Annotated in this window: 18 protein-coding genes; 11 read left to right on the forward strand and 7 right to left on the reverse strand. The window is 54.8% G+C overall.

Translation table 11 applies throughout. The features are described from left to right. Position 1: 1 nt before the first annotated feature. Entirely contained in the window at positions 2-1,000 is a 999-nt protein-coding gene (locus H7849_RS07115; protein WP_186745259.1) for a phospholipase D-like domain-containing protein, read from the forward strand. Positions 1,001-1,252: 252 nt separating this feature from the next. Here the strand turns inward: H7849_RS07115 and H7849_RS07120 are convergent, their stop codons facing one another. Beyond that, the gene (locus H7849_RS07120) at positions 1,253-4,726 is read right to left on the reverse strand and encodes a glycoside hydrolase family 38 N-terminal domain-containing protein (RefSeq protein ID WP_186745261.1); all 3,474 of its coding nucleotides are present in this window, start codon (positions 4,724-4,726) and stop codon (positions 1,253-1,255) included. Positions 4,727-4,892: 166 nt separating this feature from the next. Here H7849_RS07120 and H7849_RS07125 point away from each other — a divergent pair, with 166 nt between their 5' ends. From H7849_RS07125 to H7849_RS07145, 5 genes are all read left to right on the forward strand, one after another. Continuing rightward, a complete protein-coding gene (locus tag H7849_RS07125) occupies positions 4,893-7,067 on the forward strand; it encodes a tetratricopeptide repeat protein (protein ID WP_186745263.1) in 2,175 nt (724 codons plus the stop codon). Between the two features lie 72 nt (positions 7,068-7,139). Further along, complete coding sequence (locus H7849_RS07130) at positions 7,140-8,846, forward strand: 30S ribosomal protein S1 (protein WP_186745264.1); 1,707 nt, start codon at positions 7,140-7,142, stop codon at positions 8,844-8,846. Positions 8,847-9,118: 272 nt separating this feature from the next. Further along, positions 9,119-9,988 (forward strand): hypothetical protein, encoded by an 870-nt coding sequence (locus tag H7849_RS07135; RefSeq protein WP_186745266.1) that lies wholly within the window; start codon positions 9,119-9,121, stop codon positions 9,986-9,988. 71 nt (positions 9,989-10,059) lie between these two features. Next, the gene (locus H7849_RS07140; RefSeq protein ID WP_186745268.1) at positions 10,060-13,185 is read left to right on the forward strand and encodes a type 1 glutamine amidotransferase family protein; all 3,126 of its coding nucleotides are present in this window, start codon (positions 10,060-10,062) and stop codon (positions 13,183-13,185) included. 149 nt (positions 13,186-13,334) lie between these two features. Then, entirely contained in the window at positions 13,335-13,742 is a 408-nt protein-coding gene (locus H7849_RS07145) for a hypothetical protein (protein ID WP_186745270.1), read from the forward strand. Between the two features lie 208 nt (positions 13,743-13,950). Here H7849_RS07145 and H7849_RS07150 read toward each other — a convergent pair whose 3' ends face one another. The 6 genes from H7849_RS07150 to gap all read right to left on the reverse strand — a co-directional run bounded on the left by H7849_RS07150 (position 13,951) and on the right by gap (position 18,973). Then, the gene (locus H7849_RS07150; protein ID WP_349627474.1) at positions 13,951-14,448 is read right to left on the reverse strand and encodes a YdeI/OmpD-associated family protein; all 498 of its coding nucleotides are present in this window, start codon (positions 14,446-14,448) and stop codon (positions 13,951-13,953) included. A gap of 273 nt (positions 14,449-14,721) precedes the next feature. Next, positions 14,722-15,474, reverse strand: a complete 753-nt coding sequence (tpiA, locus tag H7849_RS07155) for a triose-phosphate isomerase (protein WP_186745274.1) — start codon at positions 15,472-15,474, stop codon at positions 14,722-14,724. A gap of 177 nt (positions 15,475-15,651) precedes the next feature. Beyond that, the gene (locus H7849_RS07160) at positions 15,652-15,906 is read right to left on the reverse strand and encodes a GIY-YIG nuclease family protein (RefSeq protein ID WP_251106675.1); all 255 of its coding nucleotides are present in this window, start codon (positions 15,904-15,906) and stop codon (positions 15,652-15,654) included. A gap of 145 nt (positions 15,907-16,051) precedes the next feature. Next, a complete protein-coding gene (locus tag H7849_RS07165) occupies positions 16,052-17,266 on the reverse strand; it encodes a phosphoglycerate kinase (protein ID WP_186745275.1) in 1,215 nt (404 codons plus the stop codon). Between the two features lie 156 nt (positions 17,267-17,422). Continuing rightward, complete coding sequence (locus H7849_RS07170; RefSeq protein WP_186745277.1) at positions 17,423-17,797, reverse strand: RidA family protein; 375 nt, start codon at positions 17,795-17,797, stop codon at positions 17,423-17,425. A 171-nt stretch (positions 17,798-17,968) separates the two neighbouring features. Next, positions 17,969-18,973: a type I glyceraldehyde-3-phosphate dehydrogenase gene (gene gap, locus H7849_RS07175; protein WP_186745279.1), complete on the reverse strand. Its 1,005-nt coding sequence runs from the start codon at positions 18,971-18,973 to the stop codon at positions 17,969-17,971. A 272-nt stretch (positions 18,974-19,245) separates the two neighbouring features. On the opposite strand from gap, the gene H7849_RS07180 reads away from it, so the two are divergent. The 5 genes from H7849_RS07180 to H7849_RS07200 all read left to right on the forward strand — a co-directional run bounded on the left by H7849_RS07180 (position 19,246) and on the right by H7849_RS07200 (position 23,002). Continuing rightward, positions 19,246-20,073, forward strand: coding sequence for an ATP-binding protein (locus H7849_RS07180; protein WP_186745281.1), 828 nt, complete (start codon positions 19,246-19,248; stop codon positions 20,071-20,073). A 67-nt stretch (positions 20,074-20,140) separates the two neighbouring features. Continuing rightward, on the forward strand, positions 20,141-20,899 hold the full coding sequence (locus tag H7849_RS07185; protein WP_186745283.1) for an ATP-binding cassette domain-containing protein: 759 nt from the start codon (positions 20,141-20,143) through the stop codon (positions 20,897-20,899). Further along, positions 20,896-21,537 carry an ABC transporter permease gene (locus H7849_RS07190; RefSeq protein WP_186745285.1) on the forward strand — a complete coding sequence of 214 codons (642 nt, stop codon included), beginning with the start codon at positions 20,896-20,898 and terminating at the stop codon, positions 21,535-21,537. The genes H7849_RS07185 and H7849_RS07190 overlap by 4 nt, the downstream gene beginning before the upstream one ends. Before the next feature lie 92 nt (positions 21,538-21,629). Continuing rightward, a complete protein-coding gene (locus tag H7849_RS07195) occupies positions 21,630-22,466 on the forward strand; it encodes a glycine betaine ABC transporter substrate-binding protein (protein WP_349627458.1) in 837 nt (278 codons plus the stop codon). Positions 22,467-22,471: 5 nt separating this feature from the next. After that, a complete protein-coding gene (locus H7849_RS07200) occupies positions 22,472-23,002 on the forward strand; it encodes a DinB family protein (RefSeq protein ID WP_186745287.1) in 531 nt (176 codons plus the stop codon). Positions 23,003-23,212: the final 210 nt, after the last annotated feature.

Consider the following 23,212-nt stretch of genomic DNA (forward strand, 5'->3'; position numbering starts at 1 on the left):
GATGTCCCGTTCGCTGATCGTATTACCCGATGATTCAGTCCGTCCGTTCATAGAGGCGATCGATCATGCGTCTAAAACATTGCGGATAAAGATGTTCGTCTTTTCCGATCCCGTTCTTATTCAAGCTGTGATTTCGGCGCACAAGCGCGGCGTTAAGGTCCGCATCATGCTCAATCCTTCTCGGCGCAGTGGCGAAAAGGAGAATGATGATACTCATCGGATCCTGACCGATGCCGGGATCGCGGTGCTCGACAGTAATCCGGCATTCGACGTAACGCATGAAAAATCAATGGTGATCGATGACGAATCAGCGTACATTCAATCGCTTAATTGGCAAACCAAGAATTTCACTAAAACCCGAGACTATGCAATTGTGACCCAGCATAAGCATGAGGTGAATGAAGTGATCGAATGCTTCGATGCTGACTGGAGCAGGCAAGAGTTTAAGCCTGACAATCAATCACACCTTATCTGGTGCACTGGCAATGGGCGGCAACGAATTGCAGAGTTCATCGATGAGGCTAGACATTCTTTGTGGGTGCAGAATGAGCGGTATCAAGACCCGGTAATTATCGAACGCCTCGTGCGTGCAAGCCGGCGAGGTGTCAAGGTCAGGGTGATGATGCGGCCTCCGCATACGCTGAAAAAAGACAAGCTCATCGAAGGCATCGGAGGTGTCCGGATTCTCGATGATGTGGGCATCAAGGTTCACAAGCTGAAGGATCTGAAACTTCACGCAAAGCTTCTGTTTGCTGATGGAGCACGAGCTATCATCGGGTCTATTAATCTGGCGCCGGGCAGTTTCGATAGCCGTCGTGAGCTTGCCATCGAAGTTCGCGATGACGGCATCGCCAGTCGTATCCATGAAGTTGTACATCGTGACTGGGAAAATTCGAAGGCGATCGACCTGACTGACGACGGCCTTTTGGCAGATCTCGAAGACGTCGACGAAAATGTTGCGGCAGACCTGGCGCTGGAAAACCACAAAAAAAACAAATGAGAAGTATTAACGTTCCAGCCTATCCCATGTAAGCTAAATTCCTGATAACACAGGTTCTTTGCGAAAGATTGGCGCAGATATCTGAAAATACTTGATTTACAGGCAAGTATTTTATTTCCAACAAGAAAGGCCGCCGTGTCGGCGGGCTTTTTTATTCCCTATTTCAATTTTACAGGATTGATGGAAAGAACACGCCAAATTGGATGAAGTATTTTCTCCTTAGAATGAATGGGTTAGAGGATTTCTTTGCAGTTACTCTCTTGACAGCGGTTTGGGGCTATGCAAAACGGGATTGCCTATTAGTCGAACTGTAACAATTTCATGCGGGTGGATATCGACTTTGAACGCGCTTCTACCTTCTGTGAGTAGGAGTTTCTGGTTGCGTTCGACCGCGTCTGTTTGAAAAACCTTGTCGAGCAGGAGCAGCGGTGTTGAGACCGTGATTGAGCGTGGAGCTCCGCCGAGATCGATAAGCCGGAGGATGGTTCCGTTTCCGTCTTCCGCCGGCTTCCAGGTGTCTAGTAGAAGATTTGGATCGTCAATGGTTAGAAAACTTGCCTCTTTGCCATCCAATGGACGAGATAAGTCGAGCGCTTTATCCTGCGAACGAATTTCATCTACTTCTAGCGGAGTAACTTCCTCCCACCCCATACGGCTCAGGGCGAGAGAATCAGAGGCTGGCGCGCTGGTCACAACAAAACGAAATCGGAAATTACCGTCCTGGGCAGCACGATAATTCGTGTGCCAATAATTGTTCATGACATAGGCAAATATGGTCCCGGTGCGTTTACCAAATTCTGTCGGCCATTCTCCGCGATTGATATCCCCCAATGTTACAAGCGGTGTATCCAGCGGCATGACAGCTCCAGAGAATCCATCCTGCTGCGCCGAAATCCAGTGCTGCACAGAAAACCACTCGTGGCCAGCGCCCGGATACATGTCCGTCGATGGGTCAACCACACCATTCTGGATCTCATACCGAAATTGAGGGTGATTCATTGCGAAGGGGAAAGCGAAGTATACAGCTTCTTTCGTGAAGGCCTCTTTTTTCGCGACGTTCTCGATGAATTCGATTTTCTTCTCATTTTCAAAGAGGCGGATTTCAGTAGTGATTTCCGGAGTGTTTTCCGCGGAACTTTCGAGGTGGGCACACCAACCATAGGAAGTGCGTTCGACTGAAATCAAGCGGCCTTGTGAACCGGCGTGAATCTGCAACTCTGGTTTAGGGGAAACGACACGATATTGAAGGATGCTGTTAGGCTCCTTATCTCCACCAGCGACATAAAGATATTGGCCGAATCGATAAGGACTGTTCTGGTCCACCAACTCTTTTTGAAGTTGCTTGTCATAGACACTTCGCACTGCGCCCGAGGACGGGTCGAGTTCCACGCGGTAGTAAGGACTTTCGAGAGTTGCGGCGCCGATTTTTTCGGTTGCCGGGAGCGATTTATCGGATCGGCGAAGATCGTACACTTTGTAACCAACCGGCGGTACATCCGTTGCGACGAATTCAATTCGGCGAAAATCATTACCCTGGTGCACAGCGGAATAGGCAATGGATTGATCTGTCGATCGGTCAACGATCTCAAGGCCCTTATCTAGATCCATCTCGACGATTCCATCTCGCTTCCAATTAAGTGGATTGAAGACGACGACACTGCCGACTCCTGCGGAGATGGAGTCTGCTACGCTGGCCATGCTGCTGCGAAGCAGGTGGTCCCGCAGTTCAGAAGCAGTCGTGGCGCGTGAGTCCTTTACGCGTAGTTGTTCAGAGGCTTCGCGGCTGGATGGATCGGACACGCTATTCCACGACAGCCAGGTGTGCTCGTCCATCAAAACCATGTTGTTCCACATTTGACTTAGAAGGTCATGATCGACTGACAGACGTGGATTGATGAGCGTGCTGATCGTAGCAAGTTTTTCGGCTGAAGGAGCACGGCTTTCGTTTTCGCGCTCCAAGGCTGCAAAGAAAGCATCAGAGCCTATGCCATCTTCCCAGTAGGGCCCGCCATCACCGCGCATGGTTGGAATGTTGTCGCCGAACTGTTTTGCTATTTCTTCAAGAGCATCATGAAAGCCGGAGTATTGCAGATGCGGATAGGCGTAGTGCGCATTCCACTGATCAGCCAATTCTGCCTGCTGAGGAAATAGATCAGTATTCTCAACTTGGGTGCCGAAGAGGATGGCGGCGTGAGCCTGATAGTTCTTGCTTTGATACATCTGCAGGAAAACGGGTAACATCTCCTCTCCGACTTCAGGGAGCGGAGGCAACCCGAAAAGAAATTGCATTTGCATATAATGGCGCGAGTACCAGAAGAGCACTCTCTTTCCGTCGGGACCTTCCCAATACATCGGGGAGTTTTCATTCAAATGCCCCTGAAGAAGAACTGGAGCGCGATCATTGTTGCTTCCGGCGAGAAAATACTGAATACCCGCCGCTGCCAGCACGGAGGGGTACGACCATGTGTAAGACGGAACATCCGTGATGTTCACGTAGTCGAAAGGCGTCTTATTTTGCCGACTGAAGTTTGCGCTCGGATAAAGTGAACGGATCAATGTTTCCGCTGTCGGGAAGCCGGTAAGCACATTGCTGTACTGGGCCGGGATATAAAGCTTTTCTTCTTTAATAGCCTGAATCACACGCTGCTTTTCCTGCGGAGTTCGTGTCTTGAGATATTGCTCCAGGTTCCAGAAGCCATCTGTGCTGAATCGGAATGATGGATGCTTTGCGGACAAATCCATCGCCTCGTCGAGAATGCGGCTTTGAATCGTGGCGACTTTCGCCTGGTAATCTGTGTAACCCACATCCAGGTGAACGTGGGGAACGAGGAAGAGAGTCCACTTCTTCTGTGGTTCTATGGTTTGAGTGGAATGCGTAGTGTGACCGTCGAGCGTTACTGTGATGCTGACCGGAGTATTGGCTGGAAATTCAGGTACCTGGACGGGAATGCGTTTTTCGCCGAAGTCGTGATCGATGTGAATCTGGCGTTTAAAGTGATGACCTGAAACTTCGAGATCGATCTGTCCGGAGCCTGGCCGAGCGTTGTAGCGAACAAGAACGTCAACTCGTTCTGTCAGCAGTTTGTCGAGTTGTTGATAGAAGATAGTTGGTTCTATGTGTACGACTGGATCGTGCGACAAAGCCGACGATTGATCGAGTTCGATTGCGTCGTAGTTGAATCCCGCGTCGGGCACCGCTTTACTCGCGGTCGCCACTGCTTGCAGCGTGATCGTGTTTGATCCTTGATGCAGATAGTCGCCAGGAAAATCAAATTCGACTGTCGAGTGAGAATATGCCGGGAAGAATGCAGCCATGGTGTCGCCCATGCTGTATTCCAGTTCCGGATGTAAGTAGAAAATACCGGTGCGACCGTTAATGGAGACGCGTAGCTCGGGTACGCTGGAATGCTCAACGAGCAGGGAGACGCGCAACCGATAAGCAGTCGATGGCTTATCGGTCATCGAAAACTGAATCGTGCGCGGCGCAGAGGCGATGTCTGAATTACTTGCAGGGACGTAAGCAGGCGCAAAGCTGTACCAACTCTTGGCAGGCGAGTCTTGCTGGACGACAAATGTCACAGGTTGCTGAGGTGAACCATCGGCGAATTCAGCAGATGAGCGATCGAATGTTCCAATACGCCAAATTGCATTCGTTGTCTGGGCGACAGCAGATAAGAATGAAGAAACCGATAAGGCGAGAAAGAGGCTGGCGGCCCTGAATTGCATGCCTGCTCCTGATGGTAGCGATTCCACTGCGGTCTAATAGTAAATTGAGCAGGCTGTCTCTGGCATCGAATCTTGGAGGCCGGCGACCAATAGAAAACCGAGCCAACCAGACTGCGCTGAAGCGTATACTCCCGTTTAACGTGATTTTGGGTTTTTCTGGAATCTGATGCGAACTGGTGCTCTTTCTCTTTTCGCCTTCACAATCTTGTCTCTGGCCGTCCCTGTCAATGCGCAGAGCCACAACTGTACCACTATAGCTCCGCACGATCTAACGCCGGCGGAAGAGGCGTATGCGCAGGGCAAATATGACTCTGCGGAATCCCTCTACATGCAGGCTTTGCTGCAACAACCACACGATAGCGCTCTGTCTTCCGCGTTAGTGCGCACGCTGCTGCATGAAGGCAAGATCGGCGATGCGACAATCCAGGTGAATAAATCTCTGGCTGAAGACGCAAGTTCTGCCGTCACCCTCACAGTGCTGGCCGAGGTGCAATTCCGGAAAGGGCAGCCCTGGGTGGCGATGCAGACATTGAGTGAGGCGGCAAAGCGAGACGACTGTTACGCTCGGGCGCACCTCATTCGTAGCCGGATTCTGCGCATCGACTCGATGTATGCCTCCGAGCGTAAGGAGCTTCAGATCGCTTACGATATCGACCCGAGCGATCCAGACATAAAGCACGCATGGCTACAGATCGATTCTGCCGCCAAGGACATTCAGGGGACGGAAGATGCGCTCTCCACGATGAGCCATGTCGATGCAGATCTGCGAGAGAAGGCCGCCGCGTCGGTGCATGCGTTAATGGGGCAACTGACAGAGAACTCGAAAACATGCCAGAGCACTTCGATGGCATCCGCGCTTGCTTTGCCACTGGTTCCTGTGCTGCAAGACACGAAACACGTCAGCGGATATCAGCTGGAGGTCCAATTCCCGCAGCGGAAAGCGAAGCTGATCGTGGACACGGCTGCTTCCGGACTGTACATCAGCCGAGCACTTGCCGATGAAAATGGCTTCCAACACGCAGTTGGTGAACCAACAAACACAGTCCATGTTGATAGCGTGCACATTGGATCCCTGGAGTTTCGTGACTGCACGGTGGGAGTAAGCGATACTCCATTTCCGGATAAAGGAGATGGCTTTATCGGCACCGATATTTTTGCTTCTTATTTGGTCACGCTGGATTATCCAATGGGAAAGCTGGAGATTGCTCCGCTACCGGTATTATCTGACCCGCGTGAGGACGCCCTGCCGTCGGATCGCTATATTGCCCCGGCGATAGATGGCTACACACCCGTCTATCATCGACTACAGTATCTACTTGTTCCCGTGATGCTGAACAAGCGGGAGCAGCGGTTGTTCGTGCTGGATTCGGGAATGCGCATGAGTACGATGACCTCAGAAGTTGCGCACCTGGTCTCGTCGACCAAGGTCAACTTTACAAACGCGATGCAAACCGTTTCTGGCGGAACGGTGCAACTCTACCGGGACAGCTTCGCCTTTCAGTTTGCCAATCTATCCCTCGACAATCAGGGGCGCATTCTCGAGTTTGACCCCGCGGTAATTGACGAGAGTGCCGGATTCCAGGTAGCTGGTTTACTTGGCTTCGATATACTCCACACGTTTACAGTTCACCTCGACTACCGCGATGGACTCGTGAAATTTGACCAGTCTGGATCGAGCCTTCCTCCCCAACCGGGCGTGTCCATTGCCGCCGCTTCGAATTTCGCGCCCAGCAGCATAGTGCGGCGCGAAGCATGCGATCGCTATGTAGATCAAGCCGGTGATCTGCCGACGAAGCAAACAATCGAAGCGCAAATTGTGGGCTGGTTGGATTCCGGACACACAAAGCCGGGACAGCCCGTAACTCTAAAGGTCGTTCACGAATGGGCTGCACAGGATTGCAAACTCCCCGCCGGCGCACTGCTCTATGGCAACGTGCTCGCATCGTCGAGCGGTAAGAATGGCAGCGAACTAGCCTTGGCTTTTGATCATGGGGACTGCTCCAACCAGAGTAAAAAAGGCCTGTCACTTCGACTCATAGGGATTGTGGGGCCGCCCGGAGAGCACGAGGCATTCCATGATGCAATGCCTACGCAAATAGCTGGCGGAGCCAGACAGATTTCCGATGCTGTTGCCGCGGTGGGTTATAAGGAAGATGAGAATCTGAATCCTGGTGGTCCCCCGAATACCGTCCACCCCGGAATTGTCGTGGGGCTCAAGGGAACTAAGATGACCCCAGAGGGTGGGCCGCAGTGCAGTGCTCTTCTAACAAGCGTCGGTCACAGCGTTCGCTTGGACACGGGAAGTGTATTCATCCTCACAATGGAGACGGGAACTCACTAAGACACAGCTGTAAATCCAGGCGCGCTTTTTCTCATGTCGAGTCCTGTGCCAGAATGAAGATTACAGGCAGCCATGTCCAATTCAAATCTTCCGGAATCCCAATCCACTGATGAAACCACAGTCGAAAACAACGAATCCTTTGGCGAACTTCTTTCCCAGTTTGAGCAAAGTCGCTCACACAAAGCAGAAGCCGATGACAAACAACGCGAAGGCACGGTAATTTCGACTTCTTCAGACTTCGTGTTCGTCGACATTGGACTGAAGATTGAGGGAGTTCTGCCGGTCGCACTCTTCGGCGAGACGGAGATGCCAAAGCCCGGAGCCCAGCTGCAGGTTTCCGTGAAGGGCCGCAATGAAGAAGGCTATTACGAACTGTCTCTCTTCAAAATTGCGCAGCCCAAAGACTGGTCATCTCTTGAACGAGTGTTCGCGGAAAAGACAGCGATTTCCGGCACCGTAACTGGTGTAGTCAAAGGTGGAGTGACGGTTGATGTCGGTGTTCGAGCCTTTATGCCAGCCTCGCGCAGTGGCGTGCGCGATGCAGCCGAGATGGAGAAGCTGATCGGCCAGGAGATTGTCTGCCGCATTATCAAGCTCGATGTCGCTGATGAAGATGTGGTGGTCGATCGACGCGTCGTGATGGAGGAGCAGCAGCAATCGCTGCGTGAAGAACGCTACGCAGAAGTGCGCGAAGGCGATCTGGTGCAGGGAACCGTTCGCAGCCTGACCGATTATGGCGCGTTCGTAGATCTGGGTGGAGTAGACGGTTTATTGCACGTCAGTGATATCGCGTGGAACCGCATCACGAACCCCGCGGATGTGCTGTCCGAAGGGCAGCACATTGAAGTGAAGGTTCTCAAAATTGATTCCGACAAGCGACGCATTTCATTGGGTTTAAAGCAGTTGCAGAAGCATCCTTGGGATGACGTCGGAGAAAAATTCAAGATCGGCGATCGCGTACGCGGTACCGTGGCTCGCTTGGCGGATTTTGGCGCATTTGTTGAGCTTGAGGCGGGGATTGAGGGGCTCATTCATGTGTCGGAGATGTCCTGGGGAAAGAAGGTTCGGAAGCCGAGCGACATTTTGAAGCAAGGTGACACTGTAGATGCGGTGATCCTGGGAGTGAATGCTGGAGAGCGGCGTATCTCCCTGGGACTCAAACAGGCCTTGGGGGATCCATGGGCTGATGCGTCACAGCGGTTTCCGGTGGGCTCGCAGATTGAAGCGCCGGTTACAAGCTTTACCAAGTTTGGCGCCTTTATTCAGCTAATCGAAGGCGTTGAAGGCATGGTACACGTCAGCGAAATCAGCGTTGATAAGCACATTCATCATCCGCAGGACGTGTTGCGAAAGGGAGAACAGGTCAAGGTCCTTGTGTTGGCGGTGGATGCGGAAAAGAGACAAATTCGTCTAAGCATGAAGCAACTCATTCCCACCAGTCTGGATGAATACCTGGCGGAGCACAAACTGGGCGATGTAGTTTCGGGAAGGACGATGGAGGCTCCTCGGGCTGACTCAACGGAGCCAATTCGAGTAGAACTGGGTGAAGGCATTCTGGGATATTCCACCCTTAAGAACCTAGCTTCAGCTCCCGAAGCGTCGCAAGATGTAGGCAAGGTCGATCTTGCGTCGTTAAGTTCAATGTTAAAGGCCAGATGGAAGACCGGTGCAACTCCGAGTGCCTCGAAGACTGCACCTCTTCAGGCAGGTCAAATTCGCAGTTTTCGCATTACGCACCTTGATCCTGCGGCAAAACGTATTGAATTGGAGCTGGTCTGAGCAATTCCAATCAAAATGCACGCTGTCTGCCGGTTCTCCTTATAAAATGGTAGACAGCGTGCGGAAGAGCAGAATATAGGGACCTGTTTGGGACCTTCTACGTTTTTCTGTGCAGATATTGAGCCCCTTGCGCGGAAAATCCTCGAAGATTACATGAAATCTGGCGTTTTGAGCGACTTAGGTAGGCGAAATTCCGTCTCTACCAACGGACGCCGGCCTGCCTTGTTTGTCGCACAGGGGATGCAGAACTGGATGAAGAACTAACAGACAAGATGTACTCATCGACAATTTCTCGCTGGAATGCGATTGCCGCCACCGTAGCCACCTTCTTGCTGGTTGGCACGACATTGCTGGCTCAAGCCCAATCTGATATGCCCGATGCTCCCGGACCTGCTGTTCAGCAGCCAGCAGCCGTCGTGGATCCGCCTGTAATCCCGCAGCCGAAGTCTCAGAGAGAGCAGGCGGCGGAAGATCTGAAGAAGGAAGAGCGCCAGCGCATTCTTGGTATCGTCCCCGATTTCAACATGATGGACAATGCGATGGCTCCGCCCTTGAGCCCGAAGCAGAAATTTCATCTTTTCTGGAAGAGCGCGACCGATCCGTACGCTTTTTTTGTTGCGGGTTTTGTAGCGGGTTATGGTCAGGCTCAGGACAGCAATCCTGGGTATGGACAAGGCGTTGAAGGATACTTTAAACGCTTTGGAGCTTCATACGCCGATGCATTCGACGGCAATCTGTGGGGCAATGCCATCCTCCCCGTATGGTGGCATGAAGATCCGAGATATTTCCGCAAAGGAACAGGAAGCATCAAGGGCCGCATGCTCCACGCTGCTTTGTCAACTGTGTGGTGCCGCCGGGATAACGGTTCATGGGGTCCAAACTACGCGAATGTTGTGGGGAATATGGTTGGTGGCGCGATCTCCAATCTGTACTATCCCAAAGAGGATCGCGGACCCGACATTGTTTTCGGCAATGCGCTGACGGTCACAGCGGAAGGAGCGGTTGGCGCGCAGCTAGTCGAATTCTGGCCGGATATTTTACGGCACTATCGAAATAAGAAAGCCAAACAGGCGAGTGCTCAAGACGCATCTAAACAGACAACTGCTCAAAACACATCTGTTGATACCGAATCCAAACAGTAGAGGCGGTCTCTCGGGAGATTCCGTTTCTTGATGCGAATGGGATATCGTTAACATTCAACTGATATCCAACCATGACTCGATCCCTTCGTTTTCTGCTTTTCTGTTTCCTGGGAATTTCCTGCGCGCGAGCTGCTTCTCACACCGTTGTTTTCTTTGAGCCGGGATTTCCCTCGGCAGATTCTCCTGTTGTCACTGAAGATGTGTTGCATTCGGCTTTTGCAGATGCGGAATTCGCTGGTGCTCATCAAATTGTCTCTGCGTTAGAGAAGCCTGAGACGCATCTGCTGGTGATGCCGTTCGGCTCAGCCTATCCGGAGGCGGCGTGGCCTGCGATTTTGCGGTATCTGGATCGCGGCGGCAATCTGCTGGCGCTTGGTGGCAAGCCGTTTACGCGAGCGGCCTACTCTTCTGGATCGGGTTGGCAACTGCGTGGACCGAGGGTGGCTGCATCGTTGGAATTGCTGATTCATGACTATCAGGAAACTCCAGGGTCGGATTCGCTGACTTTCGAGGCGAATCATGATCTGCAACCTGAGGTTGCCGCCTTTCATTGGAGACGGGCATTTAGCCCAGTGTTGCGATTGTCGGTGATTCCCAAGTACAACCGCGACGGTGCGACGGGTGACGAAGATGCCGATCTGACAACGCTTGCCTGGGGATCGAAGAATGGGCACAAATTAGCGGCTCCGATTTTTGAGATTGACCATAACTCGTATCGGTTTGTTGGTGGTCGATGGATCTTCGTCGCATGCGAGCCGGATGCTGATTTCTTCTCCAACACGCAATTGCTTTCTTCGCTTGCGGAGCTGGCTGTCCGGCAGAGTGATCGATTCACGCTGCGTCCGCGTGTGCCGCTGTTTCTGCCGGGAGAAGCGCTGGAGCTGCGATATGAGCAGGCGAATCCGCTGGCGGCCGAGCCTAAGGGCGATCAGCTGAAGATTCGTGTTACGGCGGAACAGGGTGCACCGCCGGTTGAATTGACGGTAGCGGCAGATGCGTCGCAGCCGATCTCGTTGTCGGCTGATGCTTCGAGTGGCAATGGCTTCCATACGATTGAAGCGACGCTGCTGCGGGACGGCAAGCCGCTGAGAGTCTATCGCAGCGGCTTCTGGATGCGGGACTGGAATTACCTTCTGTCGGGGCCGAAGCTTTCGGTTGGCAGCGATTACTTCGCACTCGATGGCAAGCCTCTGCCGGTGGTTGGCACGACGTACATGTCTAGCGACGTGCAGCGGCTTTACCTGATGCGGCCAAATGCTTACGTCTGGAATCAGGACATGGCGCAGATTCGCGGCGAAGGTCTCAACATGATTCGCAGCGGGCTGTGGAGCGCATGGGATCCGGAACTGGCTCCGAACGGCGAAGTCAGCGAAGACGCGCTGCGGACCATCGAAGCATTTCTGATGTGTGCGCGGCATAACAATCTTCCTATTCAGTTCAACCTGTTTGCGTTTCTGCCGGAGAATCTGGGTGGGGTGAACCCGTATCTCGATCCGGCGGCATGGCGCGCGCAGGCGCTCTACGTCAACTCGTTGGCGAAGCGGTTTCACGAGGTTCCGTTTCTGGCATGGGACTTGATCAATGAGCCGAGTGCAAATGGCAATCTCTGGAAGGAACTGCCGATTGGCGATCCCTTCGAGCAGCGGGCCTGGCGCAGGTGGCTCACGGCGAAGTATCCCGATCAGGCGGGGCTCCTGCATGCGTGGGCGGAGCCGTCGTTTGGCATCGGGCGCGATTTGCAGTTGCAGCCTTCGAGCAACTCTCCGGAGATTGTGGCTCAGGACCCGTTTGCGCTGCCGAAGGCTGGTGCCTTTGGGTTTGATTCGGTGCGGTCGGGGTTCAATCCGCTCAAGGTGTATGACTACTATCTGTTCACGCAGGATTTCTTTGCCGATTGGGTGAAGCGGACGAAGGATGTCATCCGCGCTGCTGGATCGCAGCAGCTGATCACTGTCGGGCAGGAGGAGTACGGCGTCGCGAGCCGCTTGTCGCCTGCGTTCTATTCGGAGTTCATCGACTTTACAGCGGATCACACATGGTGGGATTTTGATGGGTCGCTGTGGGCTTCTCTGGCGGCGAAGTTTCCCGGCAAGCCGATGCTGATCCAGGAGACGGGCGAGCAGCGGCGTCTCTGGCAGGACGACCATCTGCGCTTCTCGGCACAGGTGGAAGGCTGGCAGCTGGAGCGGAAGATTGCCATGGCCTTTGCGCAGGGAACTGGGGCGCTTGAGTGGGTTTGGAATGTGAACAGCTACATGGCAAACGACAACGAGATTCCGATTGGCGCTGTCCGTCCGGATGGGACGGAGAAGCCTGAAGCGGAAGTGCTGAGCGCGTTTGCCGCGTTTGTTGCGAAGAATTCTTCGAGTTACACGCACATTCAGGCTCCTGCGGTGACGTTGGTGACGTCGAATGTGATGCAGTACAGCAACATGAATCCGCTGGCGATTGACACGCAGAAGCGTGCGCTGCGGGCGCTGTGCTACTACGATCACACGCCGACGCGCATGCTTCAGGAGAACCGCCTGTCTGATCTGGGCCAGCCTAAGCTGGTGATTCTGCCTGCTCCGCAGGCGCTGACCGATGCCGCGTGGCAACAGTTGCTGGCCTACGTTGACGGCGGTGGAACGCTGCTGGTCTCCGGGCCGGTGTCGCGCGATGAGCACTGGCAGTTTGTCGACCGGCTTGCGCCGCTGGGTTTGAAAGCTCAGATTCAGCCGCTTACTGTTCGGCAGTCGGAGTTGAAGATTGGCGCGCAGCCTGTGGTGCAGGTGAGCTTTCCCACCCTCGTTCAGCAGGATCCGGTTGAGGTGATGCGGTTCGCCGACGGCAAGTCGGTCGAGACTGTCGCGCATGGGCGCGGGAAGATTCTCTGGGCGGCTGACCCGGTCGAATTTTCAGAGGACTACGATCCTACGGCGGCGCTTTATCGTTACGCGTTGCAGGAGGCGGGTGTTGCGGCGTCGTTCACGGGTTCGCTTTCGCCGGGTGTGCTGGCGTTTCCTACAGTGCTCGATGATGCGGTGCTCTACAGCTTCTCGAATGAGTCGCTGGACGATCATCCGGTCGATATTCGGGATGCGGTCAGCGGTGCGCACCTTAAGTTTGAACTGTCGGCGCAGCGAGGAGCGGAGATTCTGCTCAGCCGAAAGGGGGCTGTTCTGGCGGCTTATGGGCAGGCGGCAGTTGCCCGATAGCCCCGGTTCCTGCGAGAGGGGGAGGGGGCTAAATTCCTCAAAACAGACGGGTTAACTTTTTAATTCGGCAGGTATTTGATTATACGAACGTTACGAGCAACTATTTCATTCTAAAAGACTTCACGTAGCCTTCCCATTCTGAAAGTTCTATGGACGATCTGCTCGTTAGCTTAATTTATGTAATTGCTGAGGCGCTGCTAGAGGCCCTGCTGGAAATCATCGGAGAAGCGGTTATTGCATGGATTTCTCGTGCAGTTGGAAACCTATTCGCACCATTGCTCAAGTCCAACCGTTTCATTACTACACTCTGTTTTGCACTCCTTGGCGTTGCCGCGGGAATTTCGAGCATAGCAGTCTTTCCTCACAGGCTCGTAGCACCATCGAAATTTCATGGTATTAGCCTCTTGCTGAGTCCACTTATTACCGGATTTGTGATGTCTCAAGTAGGACGTGCTGTACGTAGTCGAGGCCAAGAGGCAGCTGCGATCGAAAGCTTTGGCTATGGGTTCGTCTTCGCGCTAGCAATGGCCATAATTCGCTTTGTATTTGTGAAATAGTCTCTATTTCTATTTTACGAATTTCATCGAAATAACACGCCAAATGGCGCAGAGTATTTGGTCTTTCGATTCAGGAGTTTACCGAGAAAGTTTTCCACATGGGCTTGACAGCTACGTGCAGGTATATTGCGTTCTGGCCCCGATGCTAATCGCTGAGGTTCTTCCTCCCGTTGGTCGTCAGAATGACGGTTCATCTGAAATCTTTGCTCTACTCCGAAGGACGCTTGTCGCCTTTTGCCAAGCGCTCGATGGTTTTCGCTACGCGGGCGGTTCGGGTTTCTTCTTTCTTCGACGATGTGATCCATGTGGCCCATTCGGCTTTTGCTTTGGGGGTGATCTTTACCCATTGTGCGGATGCCTTGACTGATTTCTTCAGGGCGGCGTTGAGGTAGTCGGGGACTTCGAATTCGACGGCGTCGCCAGCGGTTTCGATGATGAAGGTTGCGGTGTCGCCGACGGCGGCTTTCGCTCCTGCGCGCATGGTTCCGTTGACCATGAACTGGTGGCTGCCTTCTCCGTCGGGGAAGGCAGAGGTTTTAAAGGCGAAGCCGTTGATGGTGCCCTGGATGGCGATGCGGCCGCGTTTGGGGAGCTTTTCGCTGGCGGCTTTCGGCATGGTGATGAAGGTCCAGCCTTTGCCTTCCATCGCTGTCCAGAGCTTGGCCTTGAATTGAATGGGCATGGGTGGTTTGTATCGTGGATGCATGTGGATGGGCAATGGTGTTTGCGAAGAACCCGGTGCTTCTACCTTGTCTTGCTTTCTCAGGGCGGTTTTGACGGAGCTAGTACCGCTGGATTCCTCGCACGGATTGCGTGCTTAGAATGACGGCAGTGTTGGGGAATTGCTCTCCCACCCTTTCGCAAACTGCGCGAAAGGATGGGGCACCCGCTTTTCGTGCCACTGCTTGCGAAAAACGATCCTTCCCCTTCGTTCCTCAGGGTCAGGATGACATCGGATAATTTAGCAAGGCTCAGATCACTAATACTTCACTATTTTGGCAAAGGATTGAGGGTCGAGGCTGGCTCCGCCTACCAGGGCTCCGTCGATTTCGGGCTGGTTGAGGAGGGCGGTGGCGTTGTCGGGCTTGACGCTGCCTCCGTAGAGGATGCGGACGGTGTCGGCAACGTGGCGGCCGAGGCGGCGGGCGATCTCGCTGCGGATGAGCAGGTGCGCGGTGGCTGCGATTTCCGGCGTTGCCGTCTTGCCGGTGCCGATCGCCCAGACGGGCTCGTAGGCCACGACGATATTCTCCGCGTCTTCAGGGGTGACTCCGACGAGCGCGAGGGAGATTTGTTTACGCAGGACTTCGTCGGTGTGTCCGTCCTCGCGCTCCGCCAGGACTTCGCCAATGCAGACGATGGGGATGAGTTGGTGCTTGAGCGCGGTGGCGAGTTTCTTGTTGACGCTCTCGTCGGTTTCGTTGAAGTACTGGCGGCGCTCGGAGTGTCCGATGATGACGTGAGTTGCGCCGATGGCTTTGAGCATGAGAGCTGAGGTTTCGCCGGTGTAGGCGCCTTCTTCAGCGAAGTGCATGTTCTGTCCGCCAATGGCGACGTTGGAACCGGCGACGGTGGGGACGATGGCACAGATCGATGTGTCAGAGGGGCAGAGGACGATTTCGTCGCGGTCATGGCCTGCAACGAGGGGCAGGAAGGTTTTGACGTAGCCCTCGGCCTGGGCCGGGGTTTTGTACATTTTCCAGTTGGCTGCTATGAGTGGTGGTTTGCGCATTTCTTGTTTTGGTCCTGGCTTAGTTTCTTACAGACTAGTATGCGGGAGATCTCTGCGATTTTTGCTTTAGCGCTCATCTTTCAGATTCTTCCTCCCGTTGGTCGTCAGAATGACGGCTGTGAGGGATGAAGATTCTGCAAAGGCTTTCCCCAGTCTTTGGCTAAGTCGCGGAAGCTTTCATTTATTTGCTGAATGAGAGCGATTTTTTTCGATCTTCTCCAGCCTTTGAGTTCTTTCTCCCGCGCTATGGCTGAAGTTATGTACGCGTATTCTTCGAAATAGATCAGCCTGTGGCATTTGTATTTCGTTGCGAATTCCCGAGCGGATGCCGGATCGATGGTCGAGCACTCGCTTGTATAGATTGCTTGTTACTCCGATGTAGAGAACGCCTCGGTCGCTTGCCAAAATGTAGACCCATGCCTTTTCTATCATCGTTCAGATTCTTCCTCCCGTTGGTCGTCAGAATGACGGCTTACCAAGCTGTGCTGCTTGGAGCTCAGGTGTGCCTTATCCGAAATCCGTTGAGATTCTTCCTCCCGTTGGTCGTCAGAATGACGGCTCGTTAAGGATTGGTGGTTTATTTGTTGGTCAGTGCTTCTACGCCAGGTAGTTTCTTGCCTTCGAGGAATTCCAACGATGCGCCGCCGCCGGTGGAGATGTGCGTGATCTGGTCGGCAACTCCGGCTTGCTTGACTGCGGCTACGGAGTCGCCTCCGCCGATGATCGAGATGGCTTCGTTGTTCTTGGCTACTGCTTTGGCTATCTTGGTTGTTCCCACTGCGAAGGCTGGCATTTCGAAGACGCCCATGGGGCCGTTCCAGACGATGGTGCGGGCTTCGGCGATTTCGTATGAGAACACCCGGATCGTTTCGGGGCCGATGTCGAGGGCCATCCAGTCGGCGGGGAATGGGCCGGTGCCGGAGAAAAGCTGCGTTTTTGCGTCGGGCGCGAATTTGTCGGCTAGGATGTGATCGACCGGAAGCAGGAAGCGCACGCCTTTGGCTTCTGCTTTGGCAAGCGCTTCCTTGGCGATGTCGATCTTGTCGGCTTCGACCAGCGATTTGCCGACTTCCTGTCCCTTGGCCTTGAGGAATGTGTAGGCCATGCCGCCGCCGATGAGCAGAGCGTCGACTTTGCTGAGGAGGTGGTCGATGACTTCGATCTTGTCGGAGACTTTGGCTCCGCCGAGGATGGCGACGAAGGGCTTGGCCGGCTCAGCGAGCGCTTTGCCCATGTACTTCAACTCTTTCTCCATCAGCAATCCGGCAGCGGATTGCTTGACGAAGTGCGTGATGCCCTCGGTGGATGCGTGAGCGCGGTGCGCGCTGCCGAAGGCGTCATTCACATAGAGTTCGCAGAGCGAGGCGAGTTCTTTGGCGAAGCCGGGGTCATTGGCTTCTTCCTTTGCGTGGAAGCGGAGATTTTCGAGGAGCAGAACCTGGCCGGATTCGAGCTGCCGCGAGAGCTCGGTGGCGAGCTCGCCGATGCAATCGGGCGAGAAGGCAACGTTGACGCTCTCGCCGAGGTGATGATCGAGGAGCACGCGCAGGCGATCGACGACGGGGCGCAGGCTGTACTTCGGATTTACTTTGCCCTTGGGGCGGCCGAGATGCGAGGCGAGGATGAGCTTCGCTTTATGGCGCAACGCGTATTCGATGGTGGGGAGCGTTTCGCGGATGCGGGTGTCGTCGGTGATTTCGCGGCCGTCGTCGGTGAGTGGGACGTTGAAATCGACACGCATGAGTACGTGCTTGTGCTGCAGATCAAGATCGCGGATCGATAGTTTGGGCATGGCAGAACTTTCTGAAGTGTTTTTAAGGGTCACAGTCCCTGAGAATGAGTGATTCATAACGCGACTTTGAGGGAACCTGAATCCCTCGGCTCCTGCATTTTAGTGAAGTCGTGCCCTTTCAAGACGAAAAACCATGGTGCAGATCATTTTAGAAGTTTACGAGTCGGAAATGACAGCGTCGGCTTCTATTTCGACGCGCCAGGATGGGTTGAGAAGCTTGGCGACAACGAGCATGGTTGCCGCGGGACGGATGGCTCCGAAGAACTCGCCGTGGACGCGGCCGACGGCTTCCCAGTCTTCGACGTGGGTGAGGTACATGCGGGTGCGGACGACGTCCTCGAGCCTGGCTCCGGCTTTTTTGAGAGCGCTTTGGATGAGGGTGAGGACGTGACGCGTTTGCGCGGCGGCATCTGCTTCATCTGCGCCTACAGGGCCGGTGCCGGAGACGTGGATGGTGTTGCCGACGCGCACGGCTCGGGAGAAGCCGATGATGGGCTCAAAGGGGGACGAGCCTGAGATGTTCTTGCGCATCGGTGGTGCTTTCCAAGGATGAGGTGCGCGCTTTGCGCGGACGCAGTGAAAACGGCCCTGGGCTAAAGCCCCGAATTATGGTCTTATTTCACCGGGCTAAAGCCCGGTGCTTTCACCCTTTTGAAAAGGCAGGATTGCTCCTGCCTTTTCAACGTTGCAATCAGACTAGAACTACAGGCCCTTCTTCGCGAGGAAGAGAATGAGGTCGCGAACACGGTTCGAGTAGCCCCATTCGTTGTCGTACCAGCTGATGACCTTGACCGACTGTCCGACGACCTTCGTCAGCGGCGAATCGACGATCGAGGAGCGGGCGTCACCCTTGAAGTCGCTCGATACGAGTTCGCCGGTCTCGTATCCGAGGATACCTTTCAGTCCGCCTTCGGAGGCCTTCTTCAATGCTTCGTTCACGGACTGCACGGTTACGGGTTTCTCGGAGATGAAGGTGAGATCGACGACGGAGACGTTCGGGGTTGGGACGCGGATTGCGAAGCCGTCGAGTTTGCCGGCCATCTCGGGGATGACGAGCTTGAGTGCCTTGGCGGCGCCGGTGGAGCTGGGGATCATGTTGATGGCAGCGGCGCGGGCGCGACGGAGATCCTTGTGGGGGAAGTCGAGGATGACCTGATCGTTGGTGTAGCTGTGGATCGTGGTCATGATGCCGGAGACGATGCCGAAGGTCTCGTGCAGGACTTTCACGACGGGCGCCAGGCAGTTGGTTGTGCAGGAGGCGTTTGAAATGATGTTGTGCTTCGCTGCGTCGTACTTGTCTTCGTTGACGCCGAGAACAACGGTGATGTCCTCGTTAGTGGCAGGCGCGGAGATGATGACTTTCTTGACCGATCCCTGGAGGTGGGCTTTGGCCTTGGTAGCATCGGTGAAGATGCCGGTCGATTCGACGATGACTTCTGCGCCGACGGAGCTCCAGTCGAGCTTGGCGGGATCGCGCTCAGCGTAGACCTTGATCTTCTTGCCGTCGACGGAAATGTGATCTTCGCCTGCCACGATGTTGTTCTTCAGGTTGCCGAGGATCGAGTCGTACTTGAGCAGGTGGGCGAGAGTTGCCGGGCTGGTGAGGTCATTTACGGCGACGATGTCCAATTCAGGATTGCCAAGTGCTGCGCGGAAAACGTTACGTCCAATGCGGCCAAAACCGTTGATGCCAACCTTAACTGCCATTGATACTTCTCCTTTGTTTTTGCTTAGAGGGACTAGAGTGCAGGTGATAGTCACCCCAGAACGCGAACACCGCGCGTTTTGGGGACCCCGATGCGCGGGCACCGCCGGGCGCCACCAAATATCGATGCTAGCACTGTCGTCAACATCAAGAAAGTCTTTGGGGCGGATCAGGAAAATTTATTCGCAATTTTAGGCTTTTCAACACAGTAGTTTGCGGCGGGGCGGGGGACTGTGTTACATCCTCAATCATGCGCGAATGGATGCGCGAACGAATGAGACGACGCTCAAAGCGTGGACCGAATACTTCGGAGTCCACTGGAAAGATAGGGCAGGAGATACCTGCCAACCAACCCGCTCCTTTGCGGCCCACCTATCCGGAAGCACAGGCTGCCGGTGAAGCGGAAGAAGCCGCAGAGCAGCATGACGAAGTCGCAGGTGAGCCTTTTGGGGTATTTGCGGATGCGGCGGGGGAACCGGAGCAGACGACGGAGCCTCAGGCATCTGAAGCAGAGCCAGCCGGCAAGCTTGTAGTCGAGACCCAGCCGGAATCGCTTGCGGTGCCGCCACCGGAGCAACAGGCTGCGGCACAACGCAGTCCGCGTGGATTTGTGGTGCTGACGATCGGGCTGCCTGGATCAGGCAAGACGACGTGGTTCAAGAGACGCGGCGTTACGCCGTTGTCGAGTGATCTGCTGCGGACGATTCTATTTGATGACATCACGGAGCAGCGGTATCAGGGGCTGGTCTTTTCGACGCTGCGGTCACTGCTGCGGGCAAGATTGATTGCCAAGATGCCGTGGAACTATGTGGATGCTACGAATCTCTCTCCGCATGAGCGGCGGCAGTGGATCAAGATGGCGAAGAGCTTCGGCTACGAGGTGCAGGCGGTCTTCTTCGATGTTCCGTTTGAGGTTTGCATGGAGCGGAACCGGCGTCGCGAGCGCGTGGTGAGCGACGAGGTGATGCAGAAGATGGCAGAACGTCTGCGTCCGCCGAACTTCAAGGAAGGTTTTTCGAAAATCACGGTGGTGCGCGTGAAGGGCGCTGCGCAACCTGAGCCGATAGCCGAAGCAGAGCCGACAACGAGCGAGGGAGCATAAGACTCGCTGATGTGAGATAAAGAGAGCCGGGCAGCGAACGCCCGGCTTTTCTGTTTTTACGAGGATCATGGCGGCAGCGATTGAATTTCGGGAGGTGAGCCTGAAGACAGCGGAGGGCCGCGTGTTGCTCGACCGAGTTCATCTGAGTCTGGAAGAGGGAACGACGACGGCAGTGCTGGGTCGCAGCGGGTCAGGCAAGACGACGCTGCTGCGGCTGGTGAATCGCATGCTCGATCCGACGGATGGGACCGTCTTCATTCGCGGCATGGAATGCGAGCAGCACGACGTGATCACGTTGCGGCGCGGTATTGGCTACGTGATTCAGGAGACAGGATTGTTTCCGCACTTTACGGTGGCGCGGAATGTGGGGCTGGTTCCTGAGTTGAATGGCAAGCGGCTTCCGAAGGAAAAGGTTGGTGGGCTGCTCGATCAGGTGGGGTTGGACGCGGAGAAGTTTGCGGAGCGCTATCCGCATCAACTTTCCGGGGGGCAGCGGCAGCGCGTTGGCCTGGCGCGGGCACTGGCGGCAGGGCCATCGCTTTTGTTGATGGATGAGCCGTTTGGAGCGCTTGATCCGCTGACACGCGCCGAGATGCAGGACATGCTGCGCGATCTGCTGAATCGGTTGAAGAAGACGGTGCTGATCGTGACGCACGATCTGGATGAGGCGCTGTATCTCGCGTCGCGCATTGTGCTGCTGGAAGAGGGTCGTGTTGTGACGGATGTAGCGGCGGAGGATTTTCTGCGTTCGGAGATTCCGGCGGTTAAGGCGTACGCCGAGGCGTTTCATCGTGGCCAGAAAGATCTAAGGCAGGAACAACGATGAGCGGATTTCTGGCGCAGTATGGCGATCAGATTCTGTCACTGACTTTCGAGCATCTTTGGCTTACAGGCGCGGCCATGCTTTGCGCGATTGCGATCGGTGTGCCTGCCGGCATCTGGCTGACAAGGCACACAAACTGGGCGAAGCCGGTTCTCGGTTTTGTGAATATTGTGCAGACGATTCCCAGCTTGGCGATGTTTGGTTTTCTGCTGCCGTTGCCGTGGCTGGGTGAAGAGGCAGCGCGCATTGCCATTGTTGCTCTTACCGGGTATGCGCTGTTGCCGATTGTTCGCAATACGTACGCGGGGATTCGTGGTGTCGATCCTACTGTAACTGGAGTTGCGCGCGCGCTGGGTATGACGGATATGCAGCGGCTCTTCAAGGTGGAATTGCCGCTGGCGGCTGGCGTGATTCTTGCCGGGCTACGCACGGCGACAGTGACGTGCGTTGGTATTGCGACGATTGCGGCTGCTGTGGGAGCGGGCGGGCTGGGTGAATTTATTTTTCGCGGTGTTGCGTCGGTGGATAATCGGCTGGTGCTGGCTGGGGCGATTCCTGCGGCTCTGCTGGCGCTTGGCGCGGATGCTCTGCTGGGGTTGGTTGAGCACTGGCTTCGTGTGCCTGGGGCGGCGAAGGCGTGACTGGGCGTTATCCTGCGAAGGACCCCAGGTCTTCTTCGCAGACCTGGGGCACCCATGTTTGCACTTTGCTCGCCTTACTTCTTGGCTTCTTGGTGACAAGTTGTGGCCCGCCGCATCCGAATCATCCGGTGATTGGCGCGAAGAACTTCACTGAGCAGGTTGTGCTTGGCGAATTGCTTGCACAGCAGATTGAAGCGAAGACCGGCATGAAGGTGGAGCGCCGCTTTTATCTGGCGGGAAGTTACATTTGCAATCAGGCATTGATTTCAGGTCGCATCGACGCGTACGTGGAGTACACGGGCACGGCGCTGACGGCGATTTTGAAGCAGCCGTTGAATCGCGATCCTGATGCGGTGCTCGAGACCGTGCGGAATTTGTATCAGCAACGGCATCATATTACGGTCATGGATCCGCTGGGTTTCGAGAATACCTTTGCCATGATTGTTCGTGGCGATGACGCGACGCGATTTCATCTCACGACCTTGAGTGAGGCTGCACAGTACACGCCGCAATGGATTCTTGGCGTGGGTTATGAATTTGAGCAGCGTCCCGATGGGCTGCCGGGGCTGAGCAAGGCGTATGGACTGAAGTTCAAGGAAGCGCCCGTCACGATGGACCTTGGGCTTTTGTATCGGGCGATCGGTTCGCATCAGGTGGACATGATTGCGGGTAACTCGACGGATGGTCCGATTGCTGCGCTTGGTTTGAAGGTGCTTGCAGACGATAAGCATTACTTTCCGCCGTATCAGGCTGTGCCGCTGGTTCGCGATGCTGCTCTGAAGCGCTGGCCTGCGATGGGGGCCGCAATCAATGAGCTTCAGGGTAAAGTATCAGCAGACGACATGCGCTCCATGAATGAAGCTGTTGACGGGGAGCATCGCGATCCGGCAGTGGTGGTGCGGGAGTTTCGTCAGAAGAAAGGGCTTTGAGAAGTATGAATGAATTGCAAACGAAAGTAGCTCCAGCGCTGCAACCGGAACCATGGCTGCGTGGCACATTGACGGAATTGCCTGCGGTGGCGCGCGGAGTCCTACATGCGTTTGAACTGGCGCAGGAAGATGTGAATCGCTGGTGCGAGTCGCTAAGTGAGGCTGATCTGAACGCTCGTCCGTTTGAGCTGGCGCCGATTGTGTTTCATCTTCGGCATATTGCCCGGAGTCTGGATCGTTTGCTCGCTTATGCGGAAGGGAATCAGCTGTCAGCGGAGCAGATTGCTTTGCTCAAGAGCGAGATGGATCCGGGCGCTATTCGTGAAGAGCTTTTTGCTGAATTCAGTCGTGGGCTGGAGGATGCGGCGTTGCGTGTGCGTGCTTTGGCGGCGGGGGATTTGGAACAGGATCGGTTTGTTGGGAAGAAGCAATTGCCTACGAGTGTTGGTGGATTGCTGGTGCATCTGGCGGATCATACGCAGCGGCATGTTGGACAGGTTGTGACTACGGCGAAGGTGTTGATGGCGGGGAAGTAGGGCTGCCATGGGATCGAAGACGCAAAATCTGGAAGTATACGAGGAAACACCCAACGGAACGAGTTGCTATGTTTTCGGGGTTGTAATCCCACTGTTATATCTTCTGTTTGTTCAACGCAAACAGCAAAGCCCTTTTCTTCGTTTTCATTCCTTTCAGTGTCTTTTGCTATTCGCGATATGGACACCGTTCATCGTCCGTATTTCTTGGGC

This window comes from Alloacidobacterium dinghuense (genome assembly GCF_014274465.1).
GTDB lineage: Bacteria > Acidobacteriota > Terriglobia > Terriglobales > Acidobacteriaceae > Alloacidobacterium > Alloacidobacterium dinghuense.

Bases quoted from the DNA above. Each gene is read 5' to 3' on its own strand.
- H7849_RS07115 (WP_186745259.1), top strand. From the start codon at position 2: ATGTCCCGTTCGCTGATCGTATTACCCGATGATTCAGTCCGTCCGTTC.
- H7849_RS07120 (WP_186745261.1), bottom strand. From the start codon at position 4,726: ATGCAATTCAGGGCCGCCAGCCTCTTTCTCGCCTTATCGGTTTCTTCA.
- H7849_RS07125 (WP_186745263.1), top strand. From the start codon at position 4,893: ATGCGAACTGGTGCTCTTTCTCTTTTCGCCTTCACAATCTTGTCTCTG.
- H7849_RS07130 (WP_186745264.1), top strand. From the start codon at position 7,140: ATGTCCAATTCAAATCTTCCGGAATCCCAATCCACTGATGAAACCACA.
- H7849_RS07135 (WP_186745266.1), top strand. From the start codon at position 9,119: ATGTACTCATCGACAATTTCTCGCTGGAATGCGATTGCCGCCACCGTA.
- H7849_RS07140 (WP_186745268.1), top strand. From the start codon at position 10,060: ATGACTCGATCCCTTCGTTTTCTGCTTTTCTGTTTCCTGGGAATTTCC.
- H7849_RS07145 (WP_186745270.1), top strand. From the start codon at position 13,335: ATGGACGATCTGCTCGTTAGCTTAATTTATGTAATTGCTGAGGCGCTG.
- H7849_RS07150 (WP_349627474.1), bottom strand. From the start codon at position 14,448: ATGCATCCACGATACAAACCACCCATGCCCATTCAATTCAAGGCCAAG.
- tpiA (WP_186745274.1), bottom strand. From the start codon at position 15,474: ATGCGCAAACCACCACTCATAGCAGCCAACTGGAAAATGTACAAAACC.
- H7849_RS07160 (WP_251106675.1), bottom strand. From the start codon at position 15,906: ATGATAGAAAAGGCATGGGTCTACATTTTGGCAAGCGACCGAGGCGTT.
- H7849_RS07165 (WP_186745275.1), bottom strand. From the start codon at position 17,266: ATGCCCAAACTATCGATCCGCGATCTTGATCTGCAGCACAAGCACGTA.
- H7849_RS07170 (WP_186745277.1), bottom strand. From the start codon at position 17,797: ATGCGCAAGAACATCTCAGGCTCGTCCCCCTTTGAGCCCATCATCGGC.
- gap (WP_186745279.1), bottom strand. From the start codon at position 18,973: ATGGCAGTTAAGGTTGGCATCAACGGTTTTGGCCGCATTGGACGTAAC.
- H7849_RS07180 (WP_186745281.1), top strand. From the start codon at position 19,246: ATGAGACGACGCTCAAAGCGTGGACCGAATACTTCGGAGTCCACTGGA.
- H7849_RS07185 (WP_186745283.1), top strand. From the start codon at position 20,141: ATGGCGGCAGCGATTGAATTTCGGGAGGTGAGCCTGAAGACAGCGGAG.
- H7849_RS07190 (WP_186745285.1), top strand. From the start codon at position 20,896: ATGAGCGGATTTCTGGCGCAGTATGGCGATCAGATTCTGTCACTGACT.
- H7849_RS07200 (WP_186745287.1), top strand. From the start codon at position 22,472: ATGAATGAATTGCAAACGAAAGTAGCTCCAGCGCTGCAACCGGAACCA.